We start from the raw sequence: 15,365 nt of genomic DNA, 5'->3' as shown, positions 1-15,365 counted from the left end.
GTAATTTTAAATCTTACAAATTCAAAGACGTTTGGAGATAGTTTTTGTAACTATTTGCATAAAGTTTATGTGTTTTAGAATTATTAACCATGAAAAAACATACATTACAAAAGGAAAAGGCTATATTTGCAGCAACTTAAAAATTACAACACATGAAAAATAGAACATTATTTATAATAGGAATTGTACTGGTAACACACCAATCTACCTAGAGATTGTGTTAAAGATAAAAGACTCATTAAACTGTCTGAAAAACTTATAGAGTATTCACCCCTATATATCAATACTTATAGTTGGTTTTGGATGGGTACAGTATATAAGAATGACAAGCAATATGCATTCCCAAGATTACAAGCAATAAATCTTGAATTTAAGAGAATTTCCTGTAATGGATTAAGGCGTAAACATACAACATAACTGAACTTTCAGGGCGTGTGGAGTTTACATGCAAAACTTGAAATAGAAATAAAAACCTCGCCAACAAAACGAAGAAAGGATAGATCATAACACATGATTTGTGCTATACTCTATCCTTCCAATTATATCATTCTATTTAGTAGAACAGCCAATCAATCGCCTTGTCGGCACCTGAGAGACCGGCGTCACGAGCGGTAATCTTATCGCCCGTAGCACCGAGCACAAGCAGGAAGCCCTTTGGCAAAAGCAGGGTATGCTTGCCGGCAGCAAACTCGTACTTGTGGATGTTGACCTGTGGCATACCGTCGATGCGGATGGCGCTGGTGAGCTGAGGTTCAGCCTGACCGTAATCGTTGGCTGTGGCATCGGTCTCCAACTTCGGAGCCTTGGCATATTTCATCTGGTCATCACGGAAATAACCTATCAGGAGCTGCACAGGCTTCTTGGTGATGAAGGTGAGCGAGGTAGACTCGCCACGCTGCTTGCTGCTGTTCATTACATAAGCATTCATACCTGCCAACTCAGGAGCGAAATCGGTCACTACACTATCCAAATCGTTGAAGAGTCTGGCTCCCTTGGCTATCTTCACAGTCTTGAAGTTAGTCTCGCCATTGATATTCTCCATCTGGAAAGCACCCTTCTGCTGGGTTGCATCCTTCAAAGGCTTGATATCCTCTGCCTTCATCTTGTAAGTACCCGCAGCCTGGGCCTTGAGCATGGCGATGTTCTTCTTCAGATTCGCCAGTTCCTGCTCATATTTCGGCAAGAGTTCGCTCCAATGCTTCATGTTGCCGCCATCACCTCCGATTGGAATGCGGCGCTGGGCGGTCTGCATCGAATTGGCATAGAGATAGGTATCCTTGGTAAGATCTACCAGCTGACGGTAATAATCCAGACTCTTTTCGAGCAGCGGAACGGCAGCATCCAGTTCCTTGATATCCTTGCCCCACTTATAGTTGAGCACATGCTGAGCCGCCTTCACCTTCCAACCGAAAGCATAGGCAAAGGCACGGTAACAATGCATATCGTTCTGAAGACGACGGAACTCATCCTGATTGCCGGTTACACGACTCGCTACGGCATCGATGGCAGCCACAGCCTTGTCGCCGTGAGCCTCGGTCTGAGCTACAATATCGAGCGGCAACTCACCCACATGAGGCTGATGCTTCCACTCCTTCTCTACATATTCGATGAGTTTCTCGCCCTCAGGACCGCAACTCTCATAGAAACCAGGATAGATGGTGTACTTATATGGATTCACCAGCTGACTCATGAACATGCCCAGAAGCAGCGTCTGACGGTTGCCTTCGGTAATACCGAAACGGCGGAGGAGCTTAGGCGCAATCTCGCCGCTCTCATCGTATGCCTTGCGGATGCTGTCAGCAACAGAGGCATCAGAAGCATAGTAATCGGCAAGTACCTTATCCCAGTAATTACCCTCGGCAGCTACATCGCGACGGCAGTTCCAGGCATATCTTCCCCATGTCTTGTACCACATCCAGTCGCGGTCCAACTGCTTCTCCCGCTGTCCGCCAGGCAATTTATCTGCCGTATAAGGCCAATCCCAGTAACTAGCCTGCGGATAGAGATGCAGGGCATTGGCGTGATGAACATCGTGCATCGCCGTTACCGCCTTCTGAACGAAAGAAGGAGATGACCAGCGGAATGGTTCGAGATTGGCAAGGATATGCACGTTGCTGATATGGGTAGAACCCAGGGCTGCCAAATCGGTATGAATCTTGGTCCAAGGACCGCGAGGCTGATAGGTGGTCAACGACTCTCCGTTATACTTATGCATCGTATAGAGGTTCTTGTAGAGAGGCAGCGCTGCCTCCATCACCATCTTGCAGTCGGTATCGTGGGCACGGAGCAGGACTGGCGGTTCGTCGGTTCTTCCCAAAGCCTTCAAGCCGTCCTTGACACCCGGAATAATGGTCTTGGTCATCCATTCCACATCATCCTCGTAGGTATTCATCGCCTCACCGAGACAGACGAGCAAGCCTACATTCGGATATTTCTCGATGAAGGCAGCTACCGACTTGCGGGTATAATCGCTGATGAGCGGAGTGATAGGACGGTGACGGTCCTGTGTCTTCAAGCCATAATGATCGGCAAAAGGCTTAGAGAGGATGATGTTGTAGAACATCTGAATGACGAAGATACCACGGCGGTCAGCCTCCCTGGTCAGGAACGAGAACATCTCTTCGTTCTTCTTGAAGGTAGCCTCATCCACTTCGAGGGCGAAAGGATAATCCTTCAGTTTGACGAGCGAAGCAAAAGGATGACCGTTCCAGAGATAAAGCGAATTCATCTTGTTGTCTACGAGCATATCAAGATACTGAATCCACTGTTCCTTGTCATAGAACCAAGGGAAGTTCTCCGGGGTATAAGGGTATTCGTAAACCTGATGGCCCGGCAGATAAACGGTTTTCTGCAAACCTACACAAGCACCACGGAGCACCATTTCAGGCGCATCCTTCTGCATCAGCGGCACATTGAGAGAACCATGCTGAGCCACGTATTCAGCGATTTCGTTGCAGCCGTAGATGACTCCCGAGCCGTCATTTCCCTGCAACTGGATTTTCTTTCCCTTGCGGGTCCATGAGAAACCTTCCTTCTTCAGTCCGGCAGTATCCTTGGCTTGCGAGAGCGAAATGCGATATTCGCCCTTCTTGCCGTTCACCACTGCAGAGAATCCCAAACGGTTGAGCTTCTTCTGCAAGTATTCAGCAGCATACTGTTCCCGATTAGAAGCCTTCTTCTCGGTCAGGATATTCACTTTCTGGGCAAAGGATACAGATGGAATCAGCACGAGGGCTGCCATCACAAAAATCTTTTGTACTTTTATCATTGTCTTAGTCTTTGTTTTATAAATAAAGACGCAGATAACTTATTTTTGTAATCAATGAAGGAACATTCGTTTGTGGGATCTAAAACAATAAAAGGATAGAGTATGATACGTTCATCGTACATATTCTATCCTTTTAATTTACTATTTTCTTATTTTATCTTTTTCAAATCCACTTCCTTATACGCCACTCTCTGGCGGCGCCAGGTGTAGATGCAATGCAATTTGCCATCCTTTCCCTCGATGATGCCTGGATAGGAATACTGGTTGATAGGACTGTCCTCCAGGGTGAGGAGATGACGCCAATGGGTGCCGTCATCGCTGATGGCAAGACTCAATGGTGTGCGAGGTCCCTTCTTAGTTCCCGGCAAGGTCTCGAAATTGTTGTAGATGAGCACGTGTTTGCCATCCTTCAGAGTGACAGCATCCGTACCGCTCTGGTTGTTTTCGATGTCGAGCAGGGTAACCGGAGTCCAGGTATCACCACCGTCGCTGCTAAAACTGGTGGCAAGTTTGGCATTATGAGTACGCATCAGAACCTGCAATCTGCCATCCATCAACTTCAGGATAGATGGCTGGATACTGTAGATATATCTCGCCTTCTCACCCTCCTTGTAGATAGGATGCTGCATATCCACCGTAGCCGAATCCACATCGTCGGTACGAGGCTTCAGTTCGGCATCTACCGGACCCACATACTTCCACTTTTTGGTCTTCAAGTCGAGAATCTCTACATGGAATCGCCAACCCTTGTTCTCGGTACTGGAACCGCAGATGAGTCTGCCGTTCACCATTTCCGGCTTGTTCTTGATAGGACCGAGGAAACCGTCTGGCAAAGCCTCCGGATCACTCCAGGTCTTACCGCCATCCTTCGATTTCACAAGACAGCCCGTCCAGTCGCCAACCGTAGAACCCACCTTATAGAACAGCCATATCTCGCCATCCGGCATGGTATAGAGCACAGGGTTCCAGCAAGACTTGCGCTTCAGATTGGCAGGCAACTTGATATTGGCTGACTTAGAGCGGAAATCATATTTGTAGCCGGCAGGCACACCGAAACGGCGCAATCCATCCTTGATAGGTCCCTTATCAGCCGGAGTTGTCTTCTCATCGATGCCCGAAAGACCCGCCTTCTTAGCCTCAGGAGTACCCAGGCGATAAACACCATCGGCAGCCAGGATAGGTTTCTCCCAAGTTTTGGCACCCTTCGGCTTGCGACTTACCCAGATGCAGACATCCGGATTGCGCTCGAAGGTACCGCCGAAGTAAGCAGCCACCAGGTCACCATTCTTCAACTGGGTAATAGTAGAGGCATGAGCCGATGGGAATCCACTGTAATCATAAAGGAATTCATCCTTCAGGATGGCAGCATCGCGGGTAGGGATTTCTACCGAATAATGATAATCGCCACTACCCACCGTCTCAACCTTGCCATCAGGCAGATAGACATCGGCTGTGGTGTTGCAAGGCACGGTGATATCCCAATCCACATGCTGCAAGGTCTTCTTCCACTGGCTCTTCACTACTCCGTATGGAGTCTCGTAATCAGCCTTTACCGATTCGCAGTTCTGAATACTGAATTCCGGCTTCAGCACGATGTGCTTGTAAGCCACGCTGGCATCAGCCTCAGCCACCTGCTGCACGTCGACTCCCTGCTGTTGGATGCCTCCCAGATACTGATAGCACCAGGTAAGCAAGTCGCCCAAAAGCATCACATGATTGCCCGAATTCATCTTCGGATCAGCCTTGTCGCCATTCCAGAGTTCCCAGATGGTAGTGGCTCCGTTCTCTGCCATATAACCCCACGACGGATAGGTGCGCTGGGTAGCCAGGAGATAAGCCACATCAGGGAAACCGTTGTCGCTCAAACCGCGAAGGAGCCAGGAGATGCCGATGACACCGCAGTTGACATGTTCCTTGGCATCGATGCAGATGCCCTTCACTACCTGCTTGATGAGTTCGCTGCGCAACTTCTGGGGAGCGATGCCGAAGGAGAGTGCCAGGAGATTGGCTGTAGAGGTATTGTTGCCATAATAGATGCTGTCTGGATAAAGCACATGACCCGGACGACGGGAAGTTCCTGCCTTGTTGGTGAGGAACTGCTTGTTGAAAGCTTCTATCATCCCACTTCTGCGGTCTGCCCAAGCTTTCGCTTCTTCCTTCAAACCTTGCAGGTTGGCAAACTGCTCTGCCAGCTGCAGACAGCGGATCATATAAGCGGTGGCTATCAGCTTGCCATCGGTCTTTCGCTTCGGATCCTGACTGTGAATCAGTTCCAGTTTCTCTGGTGGTACGCACCAGTCGCCGTATTTATCCTTGGTGATGATGCCGTTCTTATCCGTATATTCAGCCAGGATATGGTTGATCCATTTCCTGATGGATGGATAAGAATCGATGATAGGCTGCTTGTTGCCAAACTGATGATAGAGCATATCACAGGTGAAAGGCAAGGCTGCCGGCCAGGTAACATCATCGGTATAGTAATTCCAGAAAGCAGGAGCCACATCCGGGATGTTGCCATCCGAACGCTGGGCATCGCAGATATCGTGCATCCACTTGCTGTAGAGTCGCTCGTTGTCGAAAACGAAACTTTCACCCAACGAACCCACCGTACGGTCGCCCAACCAAGGCTGGCGCTCGTTGCGCTGCGGACAGTCTACCGGCATACCCTTGTAATTGCCGTAGATGCCCCACCATGCATTCTTCAACACCTTATTTAATATCGTATCAGAAGTCTCGATATGTCCGATGGTAGCCATCTCGTCGCTCACGGTATAAGCGGTGAAATCCTCCTTGCGGGCATTCTTCATACCAGTGATGGCAGCGTAGCGGAAACCGTGATAAGAGAAGGCAGGACGCCAAGACTTTCCGTTTTCCTTGCCATTGCAGACATAAATATCCTCAGAGAGGGCATTGCGGAAGTTGTCGAGATACAGACTGCCGTCAGCCTGCAGTTTCTCTGCATATTTCACACGGATGGTATCACCCTGCCTGCCACGGACCTGGAAACCAATCCAGCCCGCCATGTTCTGTCCGAAATCTACGATGAGGGTATCGTGGCGATGCTTCAAACTCACCGGATGACCGAATTCCTTCTCAACCATTCCCGTCATCGGCTGCGCCATCAGCGTACCATCAGGAATGGCACAGCGCTCGGCTTTCTGCCACTGGCTATCGTCGAAACCAGCCTGGGTCCAGCCCTTCAGCGCCTGTTCCCTGCGAGCATCATACTCCTCGCCATCATACTCGTTGTTGCTGCGGATAGGACCATCGAAGCTCAACTTCCATGTGTTATTGGTTGCCCAGGTTTCAGTCTTTCCGTTCTCATACTCCACCTTCACGTTGATGCGGCATTTCGGATAACCGAAGAAAGGTGTCTTGTATGCCTTCTCCAGTCGCATCGGAAACATTCTGCCGTTGCCAAGTTTGATGGCGATGGCATTCTTCTCGGTAAGGAGCGAAGTGACATCAAAGGTATTGTAATAGATGGTCTTGCGATAATCGGTTGGTGCAGGCTGCAAAGCCTGACTGCCCCCCATACGCTGTCCGTTGACATAAAACTCGTATACACCGAGTCCGGCAACATAAGCCACCGCCCGCTTCACCTTGCCTTTTGCCGCAAAGTCCTTGCGGATATAGCGTGCCGCCAGTCGGGTATGCATGCCTTTCTGTTCTCCGGGCTGCAGGTCTTCCAAGCCAATCCAGGTACCGCTCCATTTGGTTTCACCGAGCAGTCCGATGGTGAAGAGCTGCGGTTCGGTCCATTCCGATTTTCCTTTATTGGTAGTGATACGCACCTTCCAGTAAGCTTGAGCGCCACTCAGCAGCGCCTTGCCCTGATAAGGAATCCACAGCTGTTCATCGCTGTTGCGTTCACCGCTATTCCATAAATCAGCCTCATTTCTATCCAGTTTTTCTCGGGAAGAAGCCACCAGAATCTGATAACTCGTCTGCACCACGCCCTTCCTGTCTGAAGTAATCTGCCAGGAGAAGCGAGGGGTTGATGTTCCGATTCCCAAAGGATTCACCCGGTTCTCTGTCCGCATCTTTACCACGTCAACATGACTGGCAGCGGAAAGCGGAAGTGCAGCCGACAGTGATACGGTCAGCAACACACTCATCAATATATTATTCTTCATTTGAATTCTTCACTCTTCGTTCTTCACTCTTCACTTTATTTATTCATTCAAATCTCTTTTCTTACCAGCCAGACTCTGGTCTTCTATCATCTTCTGGTCTTTCTTCAGATAGTCCTTGCTGGCATCAATGGCGATGAAAACACCATCGCTGATACCGCGGGTAGCCTTCTGAGGAGCGAAGGTGATGACCTTGTTATCAAACGCTCCGATATATTCCAGCTGTCCGTTAGCAGCATCCATCCACCATACGTTCTTTCTGCTACCCGAAACCTTGCGGAGGTCGAGTTTCATCGGAACACAGTTGTAATTGTAAACCATCAGATAATCGTTGCCTCGGGTAGCCAGCAGACGGTTATATTTTTCACCATTCTCACCGGCGATGATGCTCTGGTCGGGCACACGCTCAAAGTATGGCAGCGAGAGCATCAGATTCTTGAGATGCTTCATCTGGTTGAATCCTGGGTCGTTGAGCGCCACATACCAAGGCTTCTCGGCTCCATCACTTCCATAACTGGTAGGATAGCCAGGCTTCAACATCTGCATGATGGCATTATGACCATAGGTATGACCACAGGAACCGGCAAAGACACTCCAGTAGGCATAGCGGCGAACATCATAATCCTGCCAGCGCTCCTCGTTAGGATCGTGCAGTCCCTTCGGAATATCCTCGTAGCTCGGTTCGGCATCGAGCACAGGCTTGATAGGTTTGTATGCCCAGGTAGAATCCACATACATCCAGTTGTCTTCCTCGGTATTGTCCGGGATAGGATAATCCTTGTTGCCCATACGCTGACCATACTTGCGGTGACCGCTCTGGAAGGTATGGAAATCGAGCCATTTCGCCTTGCTCCACCATTTGGCTGAAGTATATCTGCCACGAGGATGATAGGTCATGAGATGGTTGTGGTCAATACTCTTGATGCTGGTAGCGAGCGACTCCCACACCTCTGGGTGGATATCGCCCTGGATATCGCCACCCATCACCCAGATGATATTAGGCGAATTCTTATAGCGGTTGGCAAGGAACTTTCCGTATGCCTTAGCCTGCTGTGCATTGATATTCTCTGCCTTTACCTGAGAACCCCAGATGGTTACCATGCCGATGTAGATGCCGTTCTGTTCGGCAAGTTTGATGATGTAGTCGAGATGATCCCAATAGCTGTAAACACCTGCTGGGTCTGCCTTCGACAAATCCCAACCAGCAGGGAGCGACTGCTGTCCGTAGATATTAAAAGAAGGTGTGCCGTCCATCACCTGGATGAGAACGGTATTAAATCCCGCTACACGGCATTTCTGAAGATAATACTGTGCCTCGGCTCTATCCAGACGTTCCGGAAGAAGCCAACCGGTATCACCCAACAAGAAGAACGGCTGTCCGTTTTCAAACTGGAGGAATCGCTGGTTGGCAGAAACCTGTAATTTACCATTAGCCCAAGGCTTTTCGTTTTTTGCGGCAGAGGCTGCGGTAAAGATTCCGCAAGCCAGCGCCAATGTTATCATTATTTTTTTCATTTTCTAAAGGAGTTTTGATGTTAAGGAGTTTATACCCATATTTTTAAATCAATCGGATGGTCTCTCCCTTTCGTGTAGTGATGTCATAGGTATTTGCCTTTGGCAACACCACCTTGTTGAGTTTCACTTCTGAATGGTTTTGCATCTGTGGCTGTTCGAAGGCTGAAAAGAGCGGATTCGAATTCTTGCCCTTGGCTGATTTCATACCCTTGATGCCCTTTAACCGGTTGCCTACCGGCAGACGGAGACGAAGGTTGCCACCGAGGGTAGAACGGATCTTGAGCGACGTGATTCTGCCATTCTTCCATGCCAGTTCCTCGATGAGGAAACCACCTCTGGTGCGGAGTCCCTGCACCTTTCCTTCAGCCTTCCAGGCATCAGGAAGAGCCGGCAGGATATTGACACATCCGTCATGGCTCTGCATCAGCATCTCTGCGATACCGGCTGTACAGCCGAAGTTGCCATCTATCTGGAACGGTGGATGCGCATCGAAGAGATTGCGATAGGTTCCACCCTTTTTCTTGTTCAATCCATAGGCGAGGAAGTGGTCATCGGTCAGGGTCAACTGGTTGTGAATCAGTTTATAGGCGTGATTACCATCCAGAAGACGAGCCCAGAGACAAACCTTCCATCCCATCGACCAACCTGTACTCGGGTCGCCACGATGTATCAGCGAAGTACGGGCTGCATCGAAGAGTTCCGGAGTCTGCTCCGGTGTAATCTGATTACCAGGATAGAGCGCATAGAGATGACTCACATGGCGATGATTATCCTGAGGATCGTCCCAATCCTTAATCCATTCCTGCAACTGTCCCCACTTGCCAATCTGCATCGGTGCCATCTTTCCCAAAACTTCCTTCAGATGAGCAGCATATCCGGCATCTTCGCCCAGGATTTCGCTCGCTCTGATAACGGTAGAGAAGAGTTCGTGGAGCAATTCATTATCCATCGTAGTGCCATAGCTCATGGCTATCTTTCCATCCTTGGAAGGATGAGTATTCTCCGGACTCACAGCTGGAGAAATCACGAGCCATCCATGCTCAGGCTCCGGTATCAGCATCTCATCGAGGAAGGTGGCTGCCCCCTTCATGATAGGATAAGCCTTACGTAGGAATTCCTTGTCGCCACTATAGAGATAATGTTGCCAGAGATGGGATGAAACCCAGGCGCCACCGGTCATCCACATGCCTGATGCTGCCTTATCGATACCGCCCGTCACTCGCCAGATGTCGGTATTGTGATGCAAAACCCAGCCGTTCTTTCCATACATGGTCTGAGCTGATTCCTTTCCGGTTTCGCTTACCTCACGAATCAACCGGAAGAGCGGTTCATTGAGTTCGGAGAGGTTAGTCATCTCTGATGGCCAGTAGTTCATCTCCATGTTGATGTTGGTGGTATACTTGCTGTCCCATGACGGGAACATCTTATCGTTCCAGATGCCCTGCAGGTTAGCTGGCTGTGTGCCAGGCTGCGAACTGCATATCAGAAGGTATCTGCCGAAAGCATAATAGGTGGCTACGAGATAGTTATCGTCCTGCTTGGCAAAGCGGATGAGGCGTTCGTCGGTAGGCAGATTCTGATACTTGTCAGCGCCCAACCAGAGCGAGTTGCGATGCATCATGCTCTGGAATTTAGCCACATGCTGCGCCATCTGTTCTCGGGCATCCTTCGCCATGGCGGTATGAAGCGCCTGCTTGCTGCGTTCCACCTCGTTGCCGGTAATATCCTTGTAGTTAACGAAGTTGGTGGCGATGGATATATAGAGTACGGCTTCATCGGCATTCTTCACGCTTACCACGCCGTCGCGACAGGTCTTCGCAGCCTCGCCGCCTTTGATCTGAGCCGCCATTCTGCCCATGAATCTCACCTTTCCCTTCAGACCTTCGTGCTTGGCAGCCACTCCTTCGAGGGTAGCTTCTTCGACATCGGTACGGATGATGACATCATCATGAGGAGAAGTGAAGTTGGCATTGAAGGTGATACTATGAGGCTTGTTGGCAGTGAATCTTACCATCACTACATTATCGGAAAAGGAGGTGATGACCTCGCGCTGATAGGTGACACCATGGGCTGTCCAGCGGGTGAGGCAGCGGGCAGAATCCAGACTCAGTTCACGATAATACTGAGAATAGCCATCCATCCCGGGAGCAGAGATATAGACATCACCAAAGGTCTGGTAAGGCATTCCGAAGTTGGTATTCGACATGATTTTCTCGGTACACATATCCTGTGCCTTACGGTATTCGCCCTGCCAGATGAGGTTCTGGACAACTGGAAGAGCTGCCTTGGCATGAGGATTGGCATTCTTGTTAGGCTGTCCTGCCCAGATGGTTTCCTCGTTCAGCTGCAGACGTTCGGTGGCTGGAATGCCATATACCATGGCACCCAACCGTCCATTACCCAAAGGCAAGGCATCGGTCCAGACCAGCGCTGGTTTGTCGTACCAGAGCTTATATGATTGTGCTGTTGCTTGCAAAGAGAGACAAGCCAGGCAGCAAAGTGTGATGGTTCTTAAGATTTTCATTTGTTTTTGTTTTAATCGATTAAACAATTTTATATATAGACGCAAAAGAGCCGCCTTTGTCGTCAGAAAAGACGAAAAAGACCTCACGTCATTTACAAAACGGCGTGAGGTCTGATTTATTATCTTCTATCTTATTATCTGATGACCGATTGCAAAACTTCCGGTTTTTCAACCTTCACTTTGCTTTCATCCAACTTACTGCGGTCCAAACCGAAGACACGGATGAAGAAATCGTAGTTTGCCTGGCGCTTGTTGATGCCATAATCATGACGTTCCTTAGGCAGATGCACATTGGTTACCTGTTCCTTGGCACCATACATATTATATATATACTGCAGATACGGATATTCGAGAGATGGAACAGAGACGGTCCAATCGCCACCATCGCTCACTACCAACAACGGCTTAGGGGCAAAGAAAGCCATCAACTCGGCATTACACGTACCATACCCCGCCAACTGGATAGGTTTGCCACTCTCGCAAGGACAACCGCCATCAAAATGAGAAGCAAGATTCACCGTTGGGGCTGCTGCCGTGATACGGTCGTCGAGTACCGTCAGCAGGACTGTATGCGTACCGCCGCCACTGCCGCCATTCGCTCCGATGCGCGTCTTATCCACATCCTTGCGATGGTTCCACATATAATCGAGCAATACCTCGGCATTCAGAGCCTGAATCACATGGGCACGGTCGGTCTGATGCGAATTCTTGCCATATTCAGCCTCACTCTGTCCCCAGCCATACAGGTCGAAATCTACACAGATAGCACCCATTCTTGCCAAGGTTCCGAGGCGCTGCTGCTCATCGGCACGATATCTGCCACCACCGAAATGACCGTCGGGACAAATAATCAAAGGATGCTTGCCCTTCTTGGCGGGCGTATAGATGGAACCGAAGACATGCTCGCCAGGCAAGGTCTCGATGCAGATATTCTGAACCGTATACCCGTCATATCGGCGTACCTTTCCCAAAATCGGTTTCTTATGAACCAGGGAATCCATATAACGGTCGATACCCAGGATGCAGCGCACCTCCTTGCGTACAGAATCCTTGCGTGCTTCAAACTGTTCCCGGTTCTGGTAGAGTGTCTTGAGATAAGCAAGCATCTGCTCACCCTCTTCGGTATGGCGACGGGGATATTCATAAGGCTTGATCTTATAGACATTACCATTCTGCTTCCACCAGTTGAAGTCGAAATACTTACAGATATTCGTCAGGGTTTCCTCCAGCGAATAGGGCTTGATGCGGAAGTCGGCATAAGGCAACTGCCTACCAACGGTATCCACATTATATTTAAAGCGAACACCCCAGCGCTGCGATACGTCCTGCATCACATCGTGAAGACTGCGGGTGAAATGCCCCTGATAACAGTTCTGAGCAACAGCCTTTGGCTGGTTTCCGTTATTTTGCGCACTTGCCGACAAAGACATGCTTGCCGCGATAAGTGCCGTCATTATGTTCTGTTTCATCATAATCTATCTTGATTTCGTATTCTATATCATTATCAGTATCTACCGTTACTTCTATTTTACCATCAGCCAATTTCTTCCAAGCCACGGCAACCTGTTTGCCATCGCTGAGTCGGGTACTTCCCTTAGCCCAGGTCAAGTTGCCCATCGGCTGAGGAGCGATAATGAGTCTGCCCTGCTCTATGCGGATGCCCACAATATCCGGCAGGAAATGGTTGTTGATATGCGCCATCATGAAATGATTCATCGAAGCACCCATCTCCGGATTCCACTGTTCGGTGAGCGTGGTCATTCCCTTCTTAATCTGGAAGCCGTAGCCCGGCACATCATCATGCGCCAGCATCTTGTACCAGAGGTCGGCATATCCGTTTCTGAGCAATGTCTGGAAGAGGTAGCGGTTGCCCACATCACCGGTTGTCAGCCGGTCGTGATGTGCATGAATGTCATCTACCAGATGCTGGAGAACCTGCTTGCGATACTGGGATGGAACCATGCCCAGCGCCAAAGGAATGGCATTGGAAGCCTGACTTCCCGAACCGTAATATACCTTTTCTACAGCATCCTTTACTACTGCATCCGAAGAAGATTTCTCAGAAGATGCAGCCTTCTCAACATGCAGGAATTCCTTTTGGAAAGCCTGCAGAATTTCAGAAGCCAGGATGGCATAGCGGTTGGCTTCAGCAGTCTTTCCGCTCATTGCCGCAGCCTTCTGTGTCAGTTTCACCCACAGATAATAATGGGCTGTAGCTACCAGCGGCATCGGGGTGTTCTGAGAGAAGCCCGAACGGCCTTTTCCGTAATCATACCAGTCACCCAAACCCTGTTTCAGTATACGGCAACTGTCCTTACTCTGGAGATAATCCACATAGCGGAACATCTGCTGTGCATATTTCTTCACCATCCGGTCGTCACCATAATGCTGCAGATAAAGGAATGGAAGCGCTACCAGGGCACCGCCCCACTCTGGAGATTCAGCAAACGGGTCGAGCCACTTGCCCTTGAAGTAGATATACTCAGGAGCGGTTGTAGGAACGGCACCGTTGGCATGCTGGGCATCGGCGATATTCTGCATCGTCTGCTCTATCATCGAGCGACAGTCGTAGTTGTATACCAATCCCTCACCATTGAGCCAATCCTGCTCCAGCCAACCGAGTTTCTCACGATGAGGACAGTCGGTCCAGACAGCCTGCCAGTTGCTTCGGATGGCACGGTCGATAATCTGATAAGCACGGTTAAACATCGGATTAGAACATTCGAAGTTGCCAATCTTCGCAGCTGAATTATAGACGAAGCACGACTGGATATCCTCTATCACTGGCTTGCCATCAGGATTCTCATCACCCTTCATTACGGCACCTTCTACCTGGATATAGCGATAACCATAATAGGTGAAATGCGGATGCCAAGTCTCGATGCGCTTGCCGTCAGCCGACTTCTCGCCCTTTCCGCTGAGTTTATAAGTAAGATAGTAAGGACTGCCCGATTGTTTCTGGTTGCAGGTTCCCTGTGCGGTCAGGGTCTCGGAGGGATAGAGCCGTACCTGCTGTCCTGCCTTTCCACTGACCTTAATCTGTGGGAAACCGGCGAGATTCTGTCCCATATCCAGCACAAAGGTTCCTGCCGGAATAGGATGTTTGGCATTGGAAGCCTTGGCGATTTGCTGAGGAGTGAGCTGATGACGGCTCTTCACACCGAAGTATTCCATCATCTTCACCGGCTGTGCCATCTGCTGGCGCAGAATACCACGAGGTCCCTTCTGTATCACCACCGGTTTCCAGGAAGGCGTAATGCGGGCATCCTCGTCTTCACCACCATAGATACTGTTGAAGGTGATGCTGCTAGGCGAATATTTCCATGAGCCATCGCTGACGATGCAGACGGTTCTGCCATTCTTCAGTTCTATTTCGAGCGAACAGTAGAGCGTAGGAGGACCATAGGAAACCTTCATCTTGGTGTATCTTCCACCCTGCTCATTATAGAATCCGTTGCCCAGCAATACCGAAAGTTGGTTCTTGCCTTTCTTCAATAACGCAGTCACATCGTAAGTATTGTAAAAGACGGTCTTGTCATAATCGCTCCACAGAGGGACGAAAACGGCATCCGTCACCTTCTGCCGGTTGATGCTGAGCTCATAGAAACCCAGTCCCACAATCTTCATCGTTGCCTTGTAGACATCAGCCGGGAGTTTCATTTCTTTCTTCAGCCAGATGCTTTGTCTTGACAATGGAGCCGTAGCCTTCCAGTCTGGTTTTCCCTTCGCATTCACCGTTCCCGTTCCGATATAATCTCGGTTACTCGGAATGTGCGCATCCTCATCGGTTATCGCTCCAATCCATTGTGGCTGAGGTGCTTCACCGGTCGTATTAAAAGCAACAGACTTTTGAGCATGAATCTGCATCATGCCCAAAAGTCCTATCAGTATCAATAAATATTTTCTTCGTTTCATATCGTATTTT

Annotated in this window: 6 protein-coding genes; all 6 read right to left on the bottom strand. The window is 49.5% G+C overall.

Annotated features, from left to right (window positions below; all coding sequences use genetic code 11):
* Nucleotides 1-553: 553 nt before the first annotated feature.
* The 6 genes from RCO84_RS15325 to RCO84_RS15300 all read right to left on the bottom strand — a co-directional run bounded on the left by RCO84_RS15325 (nucleotide 554) and on the right by RCO84_RS15300 (nucleotide 15,355).
* The gene (locus RCO84_RS15325; RefSeq protein ID WP_317585797.1) at nucleotides 554-3,241 is read right to left on the bottom strand and encodes an alpha-d-galacturonidase; all 2,688 of its coding nucleotides are present in this window, start codon (nucleotides 3,239-3,241) and stop codon (nucleotides 554-556) included.
* Nucleotides 3,242-3,417: 176 nt separating this feature from the next.
* Nucleotides 3,418-7,404 carry a family 78 glycoside hydrolase catalytic domain gene (locus RCO84_RS15320; protein ID WP_373690161.1) on the bottom strand — a complete coding sequence of 1,329 codons (3,987 nt, stop codon included), beginning with the start codon at nucleotides 7,402-7,404 and terminating at the stop codon, nucleotides 3,418-3,420.
* Between the two features lie 39 nt (nucleotides 7,405-7,443).
* On the bottom strand, nucleotides 7,444-8,916 hold the full coding sequence (locus tag RCO84_RS15315; RefSeq protein ID WP_373690160.1) for a glycoside hydrolase family 140 protein: 1,473 nt from the start codon (nucleotides 8,914-8,916) through the stop codon (nucleotides 7,444-7,446).
* Nucleotides 8,917-8,959: 43 nt separating this feature from the next.
* On the bottom strand, nucleotides 8,960-11,440 hold the full coding sequence (locus RCO84_RS15310) for a glycosyl hydrolase family 95 catalytic domain-containing protein (RefSeq protein ID WP_317585593.1): 2,481 nt from the start codon (nucleotides 11,438-11,440) through the stop codon (nucleotides 8,960-8,962).
* Nucleotides 11,441-11,574: 134 nt separating this feature from the next.
* Nucleotides 11,575-12,909 carry an alpha/beta hydrolase family protein gene (locus RCO84_RS15305; RefSeq protein WP_373690159.1) on the bottom strand — a complete coding sequence of 445 codons (1,335 nt, stop codon included), beginning with the start codon at nucleotides 12,907-12,909 and terminating at the stop codon, nucleotides 11,575-11,577.
* Nucleotides 12,842-15,355 carry a family 78 glycoside hydrolase catalytic domain gene (locus RCO84_RS15300; protein WP_317585592.1) on the bottom strand — a complete coding sequence of 838 codons (2,514 nt, stop codon included), beginning with the start codon at nucleotides 15,353-15,355 and terminating at the stop codon, nucleotides 12,842-12,844. The genes RCO84_RS15305 and RCO84_RS15300 overlap by 68 nt, the downstream gene beginning before the upstream one ends.
* Nucleotides 15,356-15,365: the final 10 nt, after the last annotated feature.

This window comes from Segatella copri (assembly GCF_949820605.1).
GTDB lineage: Bacteria > Bacteroidota > Bacteroidia > Bacteroidales > Bacteroidaceae > Prevotella.
The sequence above is the reverse complement of the archived record's forward strand: the minus strand, read 5'-3'. Positions and strand labels throughout refer to the sequence as shown.

Coding starts and splice junctions, on each gene's coding strand:
- RCO84_RS15320 (WP_373690161.1), bottom strand. CDS start 7,404: ATGAAGAATAATATATTGATGAGTGTGTTGCTGACCGTATCACTGTCG.
- RCO84_RS15300 (WP_317585592.1), bottom strand. CDS start 15,355: ATGAAACGAAGAAAATATTTATTGATACTGATAGGACTTTTGGGCATG.
- RCO84_RS15315 (WP_373690160.1), bottom strand. CDS start 8,916: ATGAAAAAAATAATGATAACATTGGCGCTGGCTTGCGGAATCTTTACC.
- RCO84_RS15305 (WP_373690159.1), bottom strand. CDS start 12,909: ATGAAACAGAACATAATGACGGCACTTATCGCGGCAAGCATGTCTTTG.
- RCO84_RS15325 (WP_317585797.1), bottom strand. CDS start 3,241: ATGGCAGCCCTCGTGCTGATTCCATCTGTATCCTTTGCCCAGAAAGTG.
- RCO84_RS15310 (WP_317585593.1), bottom strand. CDS start 11,440: ATGAAAATCTTAAGAACCATCACACTTTGCTGCCTGGCTTGTCTCTCT.